Genomic DNA, 16,788 nt, shown 5'->3' on the forward strand with positions numbered 1-16,788 from the left:
AAGACCACATCACGCATTGAACATGCGCCCGCCAGTGCTTGAAACCTTATTAGAGAAAACGAAAATTACTGGTACTGAAATTGGGGGCTAGACATCTGGATCGCACAATCCCAATGGGTGTTGAGCACTATTTCGTTGATGGGGATCGCGGTATTTTCAGATGGGTATATCCTCGACGTGAACGTTTGACGGGCCACGTGCCAGCAATAGTAATGTCCTTGATCCATCACAACTACGTACAGGGCGACTTCTCAGACTTTTATGTTCAAATGGTCGACCTCAGCTGTGAACCAATCGTTGGGCCACTGGGTGGTGTGTCACCGGGTAATTCTCGGAACCCGTACATTTTGGAACTGAAACCTGATGATCTATTGTCGAGAGAAGAACTTACCGAACAAGCAGATCATGTTTATGGTCTACTGCTCGATATCGCTGAAGAGGGTTAGGTGGGGGTATTCTCAAACCCACGCTGCTGCAACTTTCTTTGTCACACACTGAAAAAAATTTTGGCGAGCTACAATCGTCTGAAATGGCGCCCGATCGTTCGATACTCGATCTCACAAAAACACCGATGTTAGCGAATTCAGGCTAAGCTTGGATAAACCTCAATCTTCCAAAAAGTTAACCTGCGAATATCCAGCACTTAGTTTAACTCGCGTTTTCACAGCAGCCACAAGATTACAACGCAACAGAATTACCTCCCCTTTTTTTCTGCTATCGTGTCTCTGCATTGGCATTGCAGCAACATTTTGCGTAGATTGGTTTTCAAAACACAACAAAGACAATCTGTATTCTATGAACATTAGAAGATGCACAAATGACAGTTTGGCGGCAACAATCTCTGCGGTGGGCACCGAGGATTTCTTTACAAGGGTGACTGAGTATCTACAATCAATTGTCGGCTTTATAGGCATTTTCGTCACTGAGTTGGAAGGTAAAAAGCAGCCCACTCACATATACGATAACGTTCGGAGCGAGCGGCGGCTTGATGTCGTTGATACCTATATTGAACGGAACTATCTGCTTGATCCCTTTTTTAATTCAAACCTAAAGTCGCCGGGAACCAAAGTTCACAGACTTGTGGAGATTTCACCTGACCGGTTTCAAAGTTCAACGTATTATGAAAGATACTATAAAGGTTTGAAATTAAAAGATGAAATAGGATTGTTCGTGCAGATTTCAGAAAAAAATACACTTTTCTATTCATTGGGTCGGCATACGCATGAAAAACGTTTCTCGAAAGCAGAAACCAAGAAATTTCGCGAAATCCTCCCCGTGATTGAGGCGCTCAGTCGTCGACACTTCGATGGATTCCGGCATGGCGGCTCATCTCAAACTGTGGGGCGCGATGTCGATGAAGCTATGCTGAACTTCGGCGAGAAATGGCTAACGCCAAGAGAAAGCGAGATCGCTGGGCTCATACTAAAAGGCCATTCTTCACATTCGATAGCCGCCCAGACAGGTACAACAATTGGAACAACCAAAATCCACCGCAAAAACCTTTATCGTAAGTTGAATATTTCGTCACAAGCGGAGCTTTTCCACGCTTTTTTTGAAAGCGTTTTTGAGTAACTTGGCACCTATCCCTTCGGGGGTATTTACCAAACTTTGATTACTCTCCTAGCATGAACACAGCAAGAGTCTGGCAAAGACCAGGCTCGCTAAGGAGAGTTAGGCTTGCCAGTAACCCAAAACATGAACCAGTTGAAACCCACGGTTTTGGCGAAGAACGACGCGGACGAAGTCCCCGCAATTTCAGTTCAGGGGTTAGTTAAGACATTCGGTCACAGCAGCAATCAGATCACGGCGCTGGATGATGTTTCAATTGATATCCAGCAAAACGAGTTCTTCACACTACTTGGCCCATCTGGTTGTGGAAAGACAACGTTGCTGCGCCTGATCGCCGGATTTGAATTGCCGGATTCAGGCACGGTTTTGCTGCATGGTGAGGGGATAGAGCATCTTCCTCCACACATGCGCCCGGTCAACACAGTGTTTCAAAGTTACGCCCTGTTTCCCCATATATCGGTCGCGGACAACATCGGCTTTGGGCTGCGAATGCTTGGTTGGGACAAAGCCAAGATTACAAATGCAGTAGAAAAGATGCTTGATATGGTCCGCCTGTCTGATCTGGCAAACCGACAACCGGATCAATTGTCAGGTGGCCAGCAACAGAGGGTTGCACTAGCACGCGCGCTCGCGCCAGCACCAAGGGTGTTGCTATTGGATGAACCGCTGGCAGCGCTTGATCTGAAGCTGCGCAAGGAAATGCAGATAGAACTGAAACGCCTTCAGGACCAGACCGGGATCACGTTTGTTTTTGTCACGCATGACCAAGAAGAAGCGCTGACCATGTCTGATCGTATCGCTGTAATGAGCGCGGGGCGTGTTTTACAAGTCGGACAACCCAAAGAAATTTACAACGCGCCCGAGCATCGTTTCGTTGCTGACTTCATTGGTGACATCAATGTATTGCCTGGACAAGTGAAGCACAGACAGAATGGAAAGCTTGTGGTCATGATCGCAGGTGGTTCAGAAGTTCATTTACCCGACGATGGAATACAGTCAGACAGCCTGTTCGTAGCGGTACGTCCAGAAAAAGCAACTCTTGCCAAATCAGGCACCGGCGCCCTTTCTGGTGTCGTCAACAACATCGTTTTTTTTGGGTCAGGGACAAACATTCATGTGTCGCTCTCTGACGGGGTGGATTTTGTTGTTCAAACACAGGGCAGCGAAACCGGGCTTTCACTGGGAGATGCAGTATCAGTTAATTTTGCCGACTCGGCCGCAAAAGTATTGAGGAACTGATGGCCAGTACTGACCAAGATATCAGCCTCAGTGCATCCGAAACATTGGCGCACGCACGCCGCGTAGATGCGCAGCGGAAAACAAGGGCGCGATGGATACTGTTATCGCCTGCGTTAATTTTGATCGGCCTCTTTGGCTTGATGCCATTGTCAATAACACTCGTGTATTCATTCCTGAAACCGGGGTCATTCGGTGGTGTTGAATGGGTTTTCTCACTGGACGCTTACATCCAGTTCATCGCCCAACGCGATATTTTTGACGATACTTTATCAGTCAACTGGTCCTATCTGTCGATCTTCAGCCGTTCCATCGGCTTGTCTCTGGGGGCTACGATAGGTGCATTGATACTGGGTTTTCCAACCGCCTATTTCATAGCCTCAAAACCAGCAGATCAACGAAACTTCTGGTTATTTCTGATCACCTTGCCCTTCTGGACAAACCTTCTGATACGCACCTACGCCATGTTGCTGATCATTCGCGATCAGGGTGTAATAAACACAGGTCTAATGTCGCTCGGTATCACCGAAGCACCTATTGAAATTCTCTATACAGACACCGCAGTCTTTATCGGACTGATCTATAGCTATCTGCCATTCATGGTACTCCCGCTTTATGCAAGTCTTGAAAAGTTGGATCTTCGCCTGATCGAAGCTGCTTACGATTTATATGCCAGCCGTTTTCGCGTTTTAACTAACGTGATCCTGCCACTGGCAAAACCGGGAATTGTTGCAGGCTGTATTCTTGTCTTCATTCCAGGCCTTGGTGCGTATATCACGCCCGAACTTTTGGGTGGCGGTAAAAAGCTGATGATCGGAAATCTGATCGCGATTCAGTTTGGGTCATCGCGCAACTGGCCATTTGGCTCTGCCGCAGCGCTTATCCTTATGGCTGTGGTGATGGTCGCATTGCTGCTGTACGTGCGCCACTCTGCGAAGGAGGGCCACAGCCATGGCTAAACGCTATGACCTTCGCCGACAGCCCGGCTTTTCGCAGATCGCCTGGTTTTGCATTTTCATGCTTTATGCCCCGATCCTTATGCTGGTCTTATTTTCGTTCAACGACAACCGCTCAGTCGTGAAGTGGACCGAGTTCAGCTTTCGGTGGTACACAGAAGCATTCGCAAATGACGGTATACGTGCTGCAGCGGTTACCTCACTAAAACTGGCACTTGTCGCATCCGTTTTCGGCACAATTTTCGCCACAATGGCCGCGCTTGCCACAACGAGAACCCGACCCTATCGCGGTATGAATCTGGCGTATGCGATTATCAATCAGCCGCTGATGATCCCTGAAATTGTAACCGCCATTGCATCGCTATCGTTGTTTGCGCTGATAAAGCAGATCACTGGGGTGACCGGTATCGGGTATCTGATGCTGGCGCATACCGTGTTCTGCGTTCCCTTTGCCTACATGCCGATCCGCGCGCGGCTCGAGGATATGACACTGACTCTGGAACAGGCGGCGGCCGATCTCTATGCCTCGCCGATCAGGGTTTTTTGGGAAGTGACCTTCCCCCTTTTGATACCGGGGGTCGTTTCGGGTGCGATGTTGGCCTTTGTCGTGTCGCTGGATGATGTGATCATCACCTTAATGGTCGCCGGCCCCGGTGAAACGACACTTCCAATTTTTATTCTAGGCGCGATCCGGCGCGGCATCACACCGGAAATCAACGCAGTTTCCACAATCCTTTTGGCGGTCTCAATCTTGCTCGTCGCAGTCTTCTTTCTCTTCCAGAGAAAGACAAAGAAATAACGACCATAAAAACTTAACAACGGGAGAGTAAAATGAAACATAAACTACTAGGCTTTAGCGCCGCATGTGGTGTCGCACTTTGCAGCAGCGGTGCCGTTGCAGAAGGCGAATTGCATATCTACAACTGGGGCAACTACACCAGCCCCGAACTCATAGAAAAGTTTGAACAAGAGTTCGACATTGCGGTCACACTAGACGGATATGACTCGAATGAAACCATGCTGGCCAAAGTCCAGCAGGGCAATACGGGTTACGATATTGTTGTCCCTGGTGATTACATGATTGCGATCATGATTGAGCAGGGCCTGCTTGAAGACATCGACGCGAACACAATGGAAAACTTTGGGAACGTGGATCCAAAATGGGTTGATGTTTACTGGGATCCGGGCCGGGAGTACTCCGTCCCCTACCAATGGGGCACCACCTCGTTTGTTGTCGACAGCGAGGTTTACAGCGGCGACATCAACACATTGGGCTTGATCTTTGACCCACCCGCAGAACTGCAAGGCCGCATCAATATGTTGAATGACATGAATGACGTGATCAACGCTGGACTACGTTATCTGGGTTATCCACGCTGCAACTCAAACGAAGATGAATTGAGGGAACTGACGGCGCTTCTTCTCGAAGCGAAGACCCACTGGCGCACAATGGATTACTCGACCATCGAAAAACTGACATCGGGCGACGTGGACCTTTCACAAAACTGGAACGGCGCGTCCATGCGCGCGCGCGCGCAGCGGCCAACCCTGGTCTACGCATATCCGAAAGAAGGCTTCACAGGCTGGATGGATAATGTTGCGGTTCTGAAGGACGCACCGAACCTCGAGAACGCTAAGCTTTTCGTGAACTATATCATGGATCCGGAAAACGCAGCACTGATCTCAAATTTCGCGCGCTATGCCAACGGCATTATGGGATCGGAACCGTTCATGGACCCGGAAATGACCGAAGCCCCTGAGATTGTTATGCCGGCAGATGCACCAGCTCCAGATTTCGTACCACCCTGTGATCAGAGTGTTGTTGATTTCTACAATGTGATCTGGACGCGCCTGAAGCAGTAAGATGTTGCCACAAGGAGGTGCCTTAAGGCGCCTCCTTTCCTTCTAGCTATTCCATTGTAACGGACAGTCGGTATGAATAACGGAAACATCATCCGTCCCAAAACCGCCCGCGAACTCGGCATCATGCAAGGGTTTCCACCACCTCCGGAGAAACGCCCTTCGCTTGAAAACTGGGATCTTGCGCCGTTCAATCGCTGGACGTTTCTAAACATCCGCAGCCTGTTTCCAACAGTCGAAGTTCGACGCGGACTTCAGGAGGCTTCGGAATTTGAAAAATCTCTCATCGACCTATCCAATATGAAATTCACCAATTTTGCGGGGAATGAAAAAGGTTTCGATAGCTTTCTCGAAGAGACCTACACAGATGGAATGCTTGTCTACGCCAAGGGAAAGCTGATATTTGAGCATTACGCCAACGACATGCACCCTGAAACGCCCCACCTATCTCAATCAGTCGCCAAAACAATCGTAGGTGCCGTTGCAGGAATACTGTTGGAAAACGGGACACTTGAGCGTCATGCGTTACTGAAAACATATGTCCCCGAACTCGCGGTCTGCGGTTACGGTGACGCAACGCTAGACCATGTGCTTTCTATGCAGGCAGGCGTTCAGTTCACCGAAGACTATGGTTTGCCTCATTCAGATATGACTCGTGTTGACGTTGCCTGTGGCTGGAGACCGGCCTTAGCCGGCAGCAAATATGAATCCATCCGCGACATCATCCTGACCCTTCCCAAAGTCAGGGAACACGGCGAAGTTTTTGATTATCGCTCTATCGAAACAGACGTTATCGCATGGGTACTGGAACGTGTAAGTGGTGAAAGCTTACCGAACTTGGTTAGTCGGTTGATCTGGCAGTCTATGGGGGCGGAGCGAGATGGGTTTTTCACCGTCGACCGACACGGCACTGCGCTGGCAGACGGTGGGTTCAACGCCACTTTACGAGATTATGCTCGTTTTGGCCGTTTAATCCTTGATTCCGGAAAGACAGGAGCACCCGACATTGTTCCGCTATCGTGGGTTAAAGATTGCCAGAAGGGCGACGCCGAGAAATTCCACGCTCCTTATATCAATGTAACCCCGAATGGTGCGTACAAGAACAAATGGTGGATACGAGATGTTGATCGTGGCGACATCGCTGCACGAGGAGTGTTCGGTCAGATGATCTATGTGGATCGGGAAAATGACTACTTGGTCGTCAAGCTTTCCAGCTGGCCTGACTACGTGATCCCCGAATATACTATCGATACTTTTCTGGCAATCGACGCAATCAGGAACTTAATAAATTCACCGGTCTAGGCTCCACCAAATTCCGAGTACATGTTACATAACATTCTCAATGGGTTGCACGGTACTCCAATACCTTTGAAGTATCCGGTCACTCTTTTACAAGAGGTCCCGGGTCACCTCTCGGTCACTCGGATTGGGTGACAAAACGGGGTGAAAACGCACTCAGAGAGATGGACACGGTCTGCTTCTGGTTCAAAGGAGACATCCGTATCAAGCGCACCGAATGGCTGGTTCGAGCCCGAGGCGGTCATTAAGCCATGCTATGCAATGTCCTTCGCCAGCCTCTCAGCTTAGCAAGAACTCGAAAAGTGAACATCCGTTACGTTTTCTAGGTCTGTTGCGACTCTCGAAAGTGATTGCTACTTAGTATTAACGGGAGCGCCACTCGTGTCTCGGTTCTATGCTGAGTTAGGACTTCTTGGCGTGGCGAGCAGTTTTACGAAACGCCCGTCAATCATTAGTAGCCCAGTCAGAATAACTCCCATACCAGCAACATGCGATTGCGTCAGCGTTTCACCGAGAAATGCTATCCCTAACATCACTGCGGAAATAGGCGCGATGAATGTTACTGTGGATACTGTGGTTGCCCCTGTTTTAGGCAACAGCCAGAATATTGCGATAAAGCAAATGCTTGTCATAACAAACCCAAGGATAGCTAAGGAAACCCAAGTTTCGATTTTGGTTATGACCGGCACTCCCTCGATGGCCAGAGCGGTTGGCACAAGCAGGATAGTGGCACAGGATAGTGCCCAGGCTGTCATAACCGTCGGATCAATGCCGCGCAAACGGCGCACGTAATTCAGCGCGACTGAATAGCTGACGGGCGCAAGAAATGCGACCAGTATCGCCCAGAATTCAGACCCACTTGCCTGCAATGCAGGCCACGCCAAAATTACGATACCTGAAAATCCAATGACAACACCGACTGATTTGGCCGGGGATATCTTCTCGCCGCCAACCCAGAAATGTGAAACCAACACGACCATCACAGGTGTCATTCCGTTTACGGTGCCTGCCATGCCGCTGGAAACATATTTCTGCGCCAACGGCAACAAGGCAAATGGGGCCGCATATTGAAACAGCCCCAAGATCATCAATTGACAAAGCACTGCCCAGCTTACGAAAGGGTTCTTGCCTTTCGCAGAGACCCAAACCCAACATCCCAGGGCGCCTAGAAACACCCGCCCCATGGATATCGTCATAGGCCCTAACTCTTTCAGCAATATGGCATTAAAAAAGAACGAGCCACCAAATGCGATGCCAAGTGTGATAATCAATATCCAATAACGTGCGGGCATGGTTTCATTCCTGCTAAAATTTCTACCCAAATTAGGTCAGAACACAGGTCGAGGATCAAAACATTCCGGGTATCATTGGTATCAGTTTTGTTTCAGCAACCACTGTCTGATTGCAGTCGTGTTTCAGTTGCTGGAATCGTCAGATCAAACATCCGTCAATTTCCGTTAAACCCTTCAAAGCTTTGACGAGACAATACCAGTATTGAAGGCATTGTGGTTTTTGGATAACGACCAGGCACAGATTTAATTGGCCGCCGCAATATCCGATATTCCAGCAAACCGGGCATCGGTACATCGTGCAGAGAAAGACCGCTCCGAGCCCCAAATGGCCGATGCTGCAAAGTGTTCGAATGTCCGCTTCTCAGCTGAGCGAGAGAGCGCAAACGGCAAGGCGCACAGCCCAACAGAAGATTGGGAACAAACTTAGCTTTCGGAATTTTGGCCAGTAATTTTAGGCCTCGGACGCGGCCACGGCTGCAGTGCGGGCTGCCGCAGCGATCTCGTTCGCGATATCGGGGTTTGCAACGGCGCGTGTAAGTGTCAGCCCGCCGATCAGGGTGCTTAGCATCGCCCAGGCCCGGGCGTGCCGGGCCTCTTTTGAGCTCCCGCCCAAACCATCGGCAATCAGACTCACAATTCGGTTCATTTTCGCTTCATAAGCCGTGTGCATATCGGGATCTGCTCGTGCAACTTCGGGTGACAGTGTTGTCATCGCGCATCCGCAGGCAAGATCATTACGATGCGCCTCACCCAGATAATAATCGGCAAAGGCCTCAATCCAATTAGGTCCAAACTCTCTTTGAAAATCAGGAATGCTCTCAATCACCTCGTCCATCCCAGCCGCCAGCGCTGCTTCAAACGCACCATCCTTCGATCCGAAATGAGCATAAAATGCGCCTGAGGTGACACCGGCGGCCTTTGCAATACCGTCAACTCCGGTTCCCGCATAACCACTACTTCTGAAGCTTTGGCTTGCAGCTTCCAGAATGCGCGCCCGGGTTTGCTCTTTCTTCGTTGGTAACTGTGCCATCAACTGTCCTTTCAGATTTTTTATAGCGATCGTTATTTTTATGTTGACGATATAGTGGTCGTTATATAATAGAAATATAGGGACCGTTATATATTGAATCCCGCCACGACGCAACCGATCGAACCCGGCGCTGCGGTCACCAAGGAGAGCCAGATGACGCACCAGACAAAGCCGCAGGACCAGAAACGGATCAGCCAACGAAAAAAAAATCGGGGACACAGTTGCTGCTGTGACAACGGCCAACCTCACGCTCGGCGGCAAACTGGTAATGGCCAGCACCGCACCTAAAAATGGAGAAAACCAAATGACCCCCGAGGCATTCGTTTACACCGAGCTGCAAATCTCTGTGCCGTTCGCAGACGTGCCGTGGCAGGATCTCAACGACCAGATCGACAATGAGCCGGGTTTCCTGAACAAAACGTGGTTTTCTGGGGTAGGAAATAATTCGGTCGGTGGCATCTACAGCTTCGATAGCGTTGAGGCAGCCCAGCATTACTGCACCACTTTCTTCCCCGCAGCCGCCAAAGCATTCGGCGTCGCCCAGACGACCCGCGTGTTTGACGCCGCCGTAGTTTCGGATGCAAGTCGCGACATGGGCTCGCCGCATTTCGGGGCTGCCCCAACGCAGGCCCCCGGTGCCTTTGTCTACACCGAAGTGCAAATCAACGTCCCGTTTGAAAAAGCCCCGTGGCAAGCGCGCAACCCGGTCTTGAAACAGCAAAAAGGGTTGATCTCCAAACTTTGGCTCAGCGGGTTGAACACCAATACGCTCGGCGGGGTCGATGCGTTCGATACGGTAGAAAACGCGCGTGCTTTCGCGGTTGATGACTTCCCGAACACAGCCGCGAAACTCAATGCGGCCTTCTACACGCGTGTGTTCGACGCAAGCATCGCCGAGGCCGCCAGCCGTGGCCTCCACTCTCCTTATTACACCTAACGTAACCCAAGAAGATAAAAGGAAATATCCGTGCCACTCATTCAAGTAGGCGCCCCACAGGGTGATCTGGATAAATCACAGCAAGACATGCTGATGTCGCAACTCTCGAATGCCGTCCTCAGAGCCGAAGGTGCCCCAATGGAAAGCGCAGGCGCACAGTCTTTGGTCTGGGCCCATTTCATTGAAAAGCCTCAAGGCACGTTCTATGTCGGCGGTGCGCCATTGGAAAAACCCCCATTTCGCATCGCTGTGACGACGCCGCAGGGAGCATTGAACGACGAAACTAGAACGAGTCTGGTCGCTGAAATCGGTCGTATCGTTGATGATATTGTCGGCCCCTACGAAGGCAGGCTCAACCACTGGGCCATGCTTTATGAGGTGACTGACGGCGGCTGGGCTGGGGCAGGACAGGTTTTCCGCCTTGGTGACATCCAACACGCGATGGATATCAAGGTCGCATAAGACACAAAGAAACTACAATATCGCAGTTAGAACAGGCTGTTGCCCCAGAAATTTGGGCCAACGCGCGGTTGCTTGCACCCAAACGAAACTCTTACGACTCAACCCAACTAATCCTAAGGAATATAGCATGATTAGACTATCTCTTGTCGCACTGGCACTTGCTTCCGGTATCTCCCTTTCAGGCACCTCAAGCGCGTCCGCCGATCCCGGCATCTGTTCACCTATCGGTGGCGTCGCAATCCCTAATTTCTTTGCCGAAGGCGAAGGCAACCCGATCATCATCTCTGCTACATTGATCGGCAGCGTGCAAAACGCCGCAGGCAAAATCACCGGTCAGCGCGAAACGCCCACAGGCCTCGAAATGGATATGGAACATTACTTTGGCCGTGCCGATGGTGGCGCGTTCCAAACCAAAGATCTTGGAATTTTGACAGCTGTGCCGGGCAAACCCGGACGTTTCATGATTGAGATCACCTATGACATCCAAGAAGGTACTGGACGCGGCACGATGAAGGGTGCCAACGGTTCTTTCAACAGCTATGGTCTGGTTGACTTGCGGGACGGTAACAACCTTGAAGGACTGGTCCGCTACAGCGGCGAAGTCTGCCAATAAGCCAAGGTAACTTTCTTTAGCCGACAAGCCGCGCGTCGCGGCTTGTCGGCACCTTATCGCTCGCAAGGACAATTCAAATGACTGTACAAACCAGCCTTCCCACATGCATTCTTTACACGATGGTACGCGTGGGCGATCTTGATCGCTCTATAGCTTTTTACCAGGACGCTTTGGGTATGCGTGAGATCCGGCGCGAGACATTCCCCGAAGGTCGTTTCACACTCGCCTTTATGGGATACGGCAAAAGCCCATCGGCCCCGACGGTTGAATTGACATGGAACTGGGACGAAACCAGCTATCAGCACGGCACCGGCTACGGACATATCGCGCTTGAAGTGCCGGATATCTATGCGGCCTCTCAGCGTCTGACGGAAATGGGAGTTAAGGTAACGAGGCCAGCTGGCCCCATGAAATTCGCACCCTCTGAAACCGGAGAAAAGGAAGTCATCGCGTTTCTCGAGGATCCCGATGGATACAGCATCGAGTTGATCGAAGCGGCCAAGTAGCAGGCGAAGTTGCGGGCTTGCGTCTGGCCGCGCCTGATCTCGCCAGAGCGCTCTGCCCGCGGTCGTGTTTCGGCTGGTATCTGGCGAAAACTTGCGGCGTGATGCAATACGAAAGGTAAAACTAATGACCCCACAAAACGCACCCTCACTCCGGAGGGTCATAGGCGGTTGCCTTTGCGGAGCAGTTTCATTCGAGGTGGTCAACGCGTTCGAGAAACTATTTCTGTGTAGCTGTGACCAGTGCCGCCAGATCACCGGTTCGGCTTTTGCATCGAACCTGTTCGTGGGCATTGAGGGGTTCGACTGGCTGGGCGGCGTGGGCGATATCGTCAATTACCAGGTGCCGGAGCGAGATATCTCCAAGTCGTTCTGCCGGGTCTGCGGGTCTGGCGTTCCTTGGGCAAATGGTAACGGCACAAAGATGATCGTTCCGGCCGGATCACTGAACAGACCCGTTAGCGTTGCCGAACGGGTCAGAATATTCGCCTCGGAGCAACCTGCGTGGGCGTCGGATCTGGAGCAAGTCGCGGCGCACGCGACATTCCCAGAACCTCTGGGATCAGAGCCTATGGGTCCAAATTCCCTGTCGACCGACAACAGCACAATAATCAAATTGGAAAAACCATGATAACCTGTCATGTAACTTACAAAATTGACCCTGCCAAAACCACGGACTTTGAGGTCTATGCAAAAGCATGGATCCCGCTCGTCGAGCGATTTGGTGGCACGCATCATGGATACTTTCTCCCACACGAAGGGCCGAATGATTTAGCGTTTGCGGCTTTTTCATTCCCGTCTCTGGCTGCTTACGAAACCTATCGGACAGAAAGCGCATCCGATTCAGACTGTAATGCGGCATATGATTTTGCCGTCTGTACCAACTGTATCCTGCGATACGATAGACATTTCCTCCGGCCTGTTCTGGACGGGGATTTATCAGGTGTTCTTGATCAGCAAGTGTAGCGCGGCTTCTACAGGCCACGGAGCGAGCTGTGGTATCTGCATCAATTGCAGTCGAGCTCACAAATCAATGCGTCAGTTTTTATGCAGGACCATTCTGCGGCGCAGCAAAGGCGCAGGAAAACAGCAAAAAATGACGCCCCCACGAATTGGCGTGCCGCTTCGATAAATCGACCTACGCAAATTTGACAACATATCAATGAGGATCCCAACATGTTGAACACCATAACCCGCTCTCAAAGGCGTTTCACCACTGCGATAATATCGGTTGTGCTGCTAAGCGCTGCCACAGTTTCCAACGCCGAAACCGCAGAGGCCAAAATTGCACGCGCCATCACCGCAGCCCCATCGGATATCACGAACGACGCCACGATTATGGACGTCGATGGAACCATTTTGCGCGCTGGAACAAATGGGTGGATTTGTTTGCCAGGTGTTGGACTGATCCCAGATGATCAGCACCCAATGTGCAATGATGCTGTTTGGATGAAGTGGATGGCGGCCGCCGCATCGGGAACTGCTTTCACAACCGACGTTATTGGTGTTGCGTACATGATGGCCGGTGATCCGATGATGAACAACGACAACCCGATGGCAACCGACCCAAACGATGACGGAGTGTGGAGGCAAGAAGGGCCTCATATCATGATACTTTTTCCTGACATGGACGTTGTTGCGGACCTTCCGCGCAACCCCTTTGTAGGTGGTCCCTATGTTACGTGGGATGAAACCCCGCTAGCTCACGTTATGCTACCGATGGCAGCGAAAGTACCGCCCAAGTAATTCTTTGTGGACATGATTCCATCTGATGCTTGCGCCACCTGAACCGTGGCCAACGGGGGCACCGGGACCCAAGAATACGAAACGGATTGAATCATGGGTCCCAAAGGATGCGAAGGAGCAATTCTTGAAAAGGCTTGAAGAGCTGAGGTTGGGTTAAGGGTAGTGGGGTGCCTTTTGACGTAAGGCTGCTTGTTGTCGCAAAGCGGACTGCCGCCGTGATCAGGTTTGATGACTGCAGTCCGCAGGACCGTTCCATGCGAGGGAATTCAGAAAACTCTAGGCCGTCGTGACGTTGTGTCTGATACTTCCTGGCGTTTCGTTGGCTTGCTCACAGAGCCAATTGACGATTAGTTTCAGGGCAGTTCGTGGTGGATGATACTTTTCAGGGTAAACTACAAAATATGGCCAATCAGAAAGCTGTCTGTTTGAGAAAGGTGTGATCAAAGTGCCTCGTGCGATTTCCTCGTTGATCAAAACGCTTCTACCAAGCATGAACCCTTCACCATTGATCGCGGCCTGAATTGTTAGGTTGCTGTCTGTAAACAATTGACTTGGCTCTAGGTTACCAGTCGGCTGGACGTTCTCGCGGTACATCCACGTACCCCAATCCAGATTAGTCTTTTCTGTCCCGACAGTGTGATCTGCAAGAAGCGTCCGATTCCCTATGTCCTCCAAGGCGACGGCGTGTTTTTTCCAATAATCAGGGCTGCAAGCTGGAGCCACATATTCGTCGAATAGCTTTGTTGCATGGCATCCGGGGTACAAACCCGTTCCCGATCTTATTGCAAGTGTCAGTTCGCGCTGATTGAAGTCTGCCTGATCAAAAGAGGCCTCAACCATCACTCGATAGCGCGGATGCAAGGCGCGGAACTGCGGCAGTCGGTGTATCAGCCATCGGGACGCCAAAGACGGTAATACACTTAGCCTGATTTCCTCATCATTTCTGATCTCATGTATCTGCGATACATCCTCCTCAAGGTTATCAAAAGTATCTTTTATCTGCTTGGAAAACTGGTGGCCATTCTGGCTTAAACTGGTTTTGTTAGAAGACCGATCCAGCAACCGTACACCCAACCAGTTTTCTAGGTTAGAGATTTGCTGGCTGACGGCAGATGGACTTACACAGAGCTCTGAAGCTGCCTTTGACAGACTACCATTCCGCGCCACAGCATCAAAAACCCGTAGTGAATTCAAAGGTGGCAGTTTTCTCATTTATGAATCTCCTAAACCAAAAAGATAATTGTTGAATTCGCGATGCATCACAATGTCAGTAACAGCAGGGCGGGGGGTGGTTCACCAACCGTGCCGATGTTGGTCTGCCGATATCGCAGACCTTAACGAGTCATTATTTGGCGACGATTGCAGTGTCGTCATAGGCCCCACCCAATACTTCCCTACCGATAAACCAATCACTTTGTATAACCTATACCATTAGAAATTCTAACCCCTCAGTTAGTTTTTCAAATGAACAGAATTTCCGGGTTTGCGCTAGACAAACTTAAACGTCGCGTTGGTTGTGGCCATATATTGGAAAGCAAGAAATGAAAGCTGTTGGTGTCCTTGAAAATCTTCCCACAAGCGATGAAGCTAGCTTCGTTGATTTTGAACTGGCAACCCCTGTTGCCAAAGGCAAAGATCTACTTGTGCGTATTAACGGAATTTCCCTTAACCCTGTGGATTTCAAAGAAAGGCACGATATTGTCGGCAGGTTGGCCGACCCGCTTATCTTGGGGTGGGATGCCTGTGGCGAGGTTTTGGCCGTCGGTGATGACGTCAAAACATACAAAGTAGGCGACATGGTCATGTATGCTGGTGAGATTAATCGTCCAGGTTGCTACGCGGAACTGCAGCTCGTTGACGAGCGTATTGTCGGTCCAAAACCTGAGAGCCTGACACCAGAGGAGGCCGCCTGCATTCCGCTAACCACACTTGCGGCATGGGAGGCGCTGTTTGACCGTCTGGAGATTGACCGCATAACAGACGAGAATACCGCACTTCTGATAATTGGCGGTGCTGGAGGGCTTGGGTCAATGGCCATTCAATTTGCTCGCCAGCTCTCCAAGTGCAAAATCATTGCGACAGCATCGCGCAAAGAGAGCAAAGATTGGTGCCTCAAAATGGGCGCGCATCACGTCATCGACCATTCAAAAAACATAAAGAACCAACTGGTCGACTTGGGCCATGATACTGTTCCTTTGATTTTGAACCTCAGCAACAACATTCCGTATTGGGAAGTCATGGCTGATATAGTCTCTCCCGAAGGTGCAATTTGTTTGGTCGCCAGCACCAAGGCGAAACTGGATCTTGACCTGTTCATGGGAAAAAGTGTGCGCATTAATTACGAGCTGATGTTTACCCGTTCGCTGTATTCAACAGACAAAATGCCTATCCAGGCTGACGTCTTGCGACAGGTCGCTGGCATGATTGATGCCGGAACGATCCTGCACTCTAGAACCGAAGATATGGGCGAAATTTCAGCTGCAAACATCAGAAAGGCTCACGCTCGCGTTGAGACAGGACGGATGATCGGGAAAGCAACGCTGTCGGGTGTTAACACCCAAACGGGGCCATAGATTTTGGAAAGGATCATTACGAATACTATTGCTGATCTCAGCGGCCCCTGCTCAAAGAAGGCACAATGTCAGTGCGCGTTCGCACCGAGCCGCGTAGCTGCCTGCGGTGCTCAACGTCGAAGAAGTCACGGGTCTTCTGGCGGTCACCCCCAGTCCGGGGCCCAGAAATCACGCGGCGCTCTGCATTTCGTATGGCGTGGGGCTAGTAGATGTCGCCCAACGCCCCCTGATTAAGAATACCTGATAAATCCCCGTCCAAAACAGGCCGGAGGAAATGTCTATCGTATCGCAGGATACAGTTGGTATAGACGGCAAAATCATATGCCGCAGGCCACCGAGCTTTGGGATCACATTTCGCTTCGTTTCCGACCAACTCTTTTCAGCTAATTGGGGAGGCAACGCAAAAAAGCGAGCGCCGGACCATATCCTGCTGAGCAGCTGTTTTAGTTTGCTCACTCCATCTTTCCTAAAAGATTAAAGTGTTGCATTGGCCAGTTGAAACCGCAACCCGAAGCGCTCCCACCCTTGGTTTCCACCCACGAGTGCTGACCTCAGACACCAAATTCCCCAAAGTAATATGGGAATTGAATCAGCGGTAGCGCCTTCGATCGACAAGAACTTTTCAACAAAATTCGCCAATGCTCAAAAATTGACTGTTTCAACAGTATCCGCCCAAATTTGCCGAATGCTCCGATGCATCCAATGTCCGTCC

At 50.6% G+C, this 16,788-nt stretch carries 18 protein-coding genes; 15 read left to right on the forward strand and 3 right to left on the reverse strand.

Annotated features, from left to right (window positions below; translation table 11 throughout):
* Positions 1-212: 212 nt before the first annotated feature.
* The 7 genes from MWU63_RS17520 (at position 213) to MWU63_RS17550 (ending at position 6,923) form a co-directional block, all read left to right on the forward strand.
* Complete coding sequence (locus tag MWU63_RS17520; protein ID WP_247079019.1) at positions 213-446, forward strand: hypothetical protein; 234 nt, start codon at positions 213-215, stop codon at positions 444-446.
* A gap of 349 nt (positions 447-795) precedes the next feature.
* Complete coding sequence (locus tag MWU63_RS17525; protein ID WP_213891508.1) at positions 796-1,572, forward strand: helix-turn-helix transcriptional regulator; 777 nt, start codon at positions 796-798, stop codon at positions 1,570-1,572.
* A gap of 105 nt (positions 1,573-1,677) precedes the next feature.
* The gene (locus MWU63_RS17530) at positions 1,678-2,808 is read left to right on the forward strand and encodes an ABC transporter ATP-binding protein (protein WP_246531878.1); all 1,131 of its coding nucleotides are present in this window, start codon (positions 1,678-1,680) and stop codon (positions 2,806-2,808) included.
* Complete coding sequence (locus tag MWU63_RS17535) at positions 2,808-3,764, forward strand: ABC transporter permease (protein ID WP_213891506.1); 957 nt, start codon at positions 2,808-2,810, stop codon at positions 3,762-3,764. The genes MWU63_RS17530 and MWU63_RS17535 overlap by 1 nt, the downstream gene beginning before the upstream one ends.
* Positions 3,757-4,560: an ABC transporter permease gene (locus tag MWU63_RS17540; protein ID WP_213891504.1), complete on the forward strand. Its 804-nt coding sequence runs from the start codon at positions 3,757-3,759 to the stop codon at positions 4,558-4,560. The genes MWU63_RS17535 and MWU63_RS17540 overlap by 8 nt, the downstream gene beginning before the upstream one ends.
* Before the next feature lie 32 nt (positions 4,561-4,592).
* Positions 4,593-5,624: an extracellular solute-binding protein gene (locus MWU63_RS17545; protein ID WP_213891503.1), complete on the forward strand. Its 1,032-nt coding sequence runs from the start codon at positions 4,593-4,595 to the stop codon at positions 5,622-5,624.
* A gap of 72 nt (positions 5,625-5,696) precedes the next feature.
* The gene (locus tag MWU63_RS17550) at positions 5,697-6,923 is read left to right on the forward strand and encodes a serine hydrolase (RefSeq protein ID WP_213891501.1); all 1,227 of its coding nucleotides are present in this window, start codon (positions 5,697-5,699) and stop codon (positions 6,921-6,923) included.
* 389 nt (positions 6,924-7,312) lie between these two features.
* On the opposite strand, the gene MWU63_RS17555 is transcribed toward MWU63_RS17550, so the two are convergent.
* Both MWU63_RS17555 and MWU63_RS17560 read right to left on the reverse strand, forming a co-directional pair.
* Positions 7,313-8,212: a DMT family transporter gene (locus MWU63_RS17555; protein ID WP_213890845.1), complete on the reverse strand. Its 900-nt coding sequence runs from the start codon at positions 8,210-8,212 to the stop codon at positions 7,313-7,315.
* A gap of 451 nt (positions 8,213-8,663) precedes the next feature.
* Positions 8,664-9,242 carry a TetR/AcrR family transcriptional regulator gene (locus MWU63_RS17560; protein WP_213890846.1) on the reverse strand — a complete coding sequence of 193 codons (579 nt, stop codon included), beginning with the start codon at positions 9,240-9,242 and terminating at the stop codon, positions 8,664-8,666.
* A gap of 229 nt (positions 9,243-9,471) precedes the next feature.
* Between MWU63_RS17560 and MWU63_RS17565 the strand changes: the two genes are divergently transcribed.
* The 7 genes from MWU63_RS17565 to MWU63_RS17595 all read left to right on the forward strand — a co-directional run bounded on the left by MWU63_RS17565 (position 9,472) and on the right by MWU63_RS17595 (position 13,503).
* Entirely contained in the window at positions 9,472-10,179 is a 708-nt protein-coding gene (locus MWU63_RS17565) for a YdhR family protein (protein WP_247079022.1), read from the forward strand.
* Between the two features lie 30 nt (positions 10,180-10,209).
* Positions 10,210-10,641 carry a tautomerase family protein gene (locus MWU63_RS17570; RefSeq protein WP_213890848.1) on the forward strand — a complete coding sequence of 144 codons (432 nt, stop codon included), beginning with the start codon at positions 10,210-10,212 and terminating at the stop codon, positions 10,639-10,641.
* 127 nt (positions 10,642-10,768) lie between these two features.
* Positions 10,769-11,254 carry a hypothetical protein gene (locus tag MWU63_RS17575; RefSeq protein WP_247079025.1) on the forward strand — a complete coding sequence of 162 codons (486 nt, stop codon included), beginning with the start codon at positions 10,769-10,771 and terminating at the stop codon, positions 11,252-11,254.
* A 77-nt stretch (positions 11,255-11,331) separates the two neighbouring features.
* Entirely contained in the window at positions 11,332-11,760 is a 429-nt protein-coding gene (gene gloA / locus MWU63_RS17580) for a lactoylglutathione lyase (RefSeq protein WP_213890850.1), read from the forward strand.
* 124 nt (positions 11,761-11,884) lie between these two features.
* On the forward strand, positions 11,885-12,388 hold the full coding sequence (locus MWU63_RS17585; protein ID WP_247079027.1) for a GFA family protein: 504 nt from the start codon (positions 11,885-11,887) through the stop codon (positions 12,386-12,388).
* Positions 12,385-12,723, forward strand: a complete 339-nt coding sequence (locus tag MWU63_RS17590; protein ID WP_213890852.1) for an NIPSNAP family protein — start codon at positions 12,385-12,387, stop codon at positions 12,721-12,723. Before MWU63_RS17585 ends, MWU63_RS17590 begins: the two co-directional genes overlap by 4 nt.
* A gap of 210 nt (positions 12,724-12,933) precedes the next feature.
* A complete protein-coding gene (locus tag MWU63_RS17595) occupies positions 12,934-13,503 on the forward strand; it encodes a hypothetical protein (RefSeq protein WP_213890853.1) in 570 nt (189 codons plus the stop codon).
* A gap of 276 nt (positions 13,504-13,779) precedes the next feature.
* Here the strand turns inward: MWU63_RS17595 and MWU63_RS17600 are convergent, their stop codons facing one another.
* Positions 13,780-14,715, reverse strand: a complete 936-nt coding sequence (locus MWU63_RS17600; protein WP_247079030.1) for a LysR substrate-binding domain-containing protein — start codon at positions 14,713-14,715, stop codon at positions 13,780-13,782.
* A gap of 329 nt (positions 14,716-15,044) precedes the next feature.
* Here MWU63_RS17600 and MWU63_RS17605 point away from each other — a divergent pair, with 329 nt between their 5' ends.
* The gene (locus tag MWU63_RS17605; protein WP_213890855.1) at positions 15,045-16,076 is read left to right on the forward strand and encodes a zinc-binding alcohol dehydrogenase family protein; all 1,032 of its coding nucleotides are present in this window, start codon (positions 15,045-15,047) and stop codon (positions 16,074-16,076) included.
* The last annotated feature ends 712 nt before the right edge of the window (positions 16,077-16,788 follow it).

It is taken from the genome of Pseudohalocynthiibacter sp. F2068, assembly GCF_023015645.1.
Taxonomy (GTDB): Bacteria; Pseudomonadota; Alphaproteobacteria; order Rhodobacterales; family Rhodobacteraceae; genus Pseudohalocynthiibacter; species Pseudohalocynthiibacter aestuariivivens.